The following is a 432-nucleotide window of genomic DNA, read 5'->3' on the forward strand; positions in this document are numbered from 1 at the left end:
GATGTATTCTGCCGGCCCAAGCGCAACCAGACTGCTGCGTAGCAGGCGCGCAAACGCCGGCGCATTGGTCAGGGCCACGGCGACCATCACCGCAAAGAAGCCCTGGCCCAGCAAGGCCACCATGCCGATCGCCAGCACAATACCGGGAATCGCCAGCAGGCCGTCGGTAATGCGCATCAAGGCTGCGTCGATCAAGCCGCCAGCAGCGCCGGCCAAGGCGCCGACCACGCAGCCGACCACAACCGCCATAGCGACAGCACCAATGCCGATCGCCAGGCTGTTGCGTGCGCCGTAAAGCATTCGGCTCAAAACGTCACGCCCCTGTTCATCAGTGCCCAATGGATGCGCCCAGCTCGCCGGCTGGAGTTGATCAATGAGGCTCCCCGTGCGCGGATCGTAGGGCGCCACGAGCGGGCCAACGACGGCAATAGC

1 protein-coding gene is annotated in these 432 nt (G+C 65.0%); it reads right to left on the minus strand.

Going from position 1 to position 432, the window contains the following annotated elements:
• Window positions 1–432, minus strand: a 432-nt coding sequence (locus tag EN935_RS41325) for an ABC transporter permease subunit (protein WP_348629934.1), incomplete at both ends; no start/stop codon positions are given.

The organism is Mesorhizobium sp. M7D.F.Ca.US.004.03.1.1, from assembly GCF_003998635.1.
Lineage (GTDB): Bacteria > Pseudomonadota > Alphaproteobacteria > Rhizobiales > Rhizobiaceae > Mesorhizobium > Mesorhizobium loti.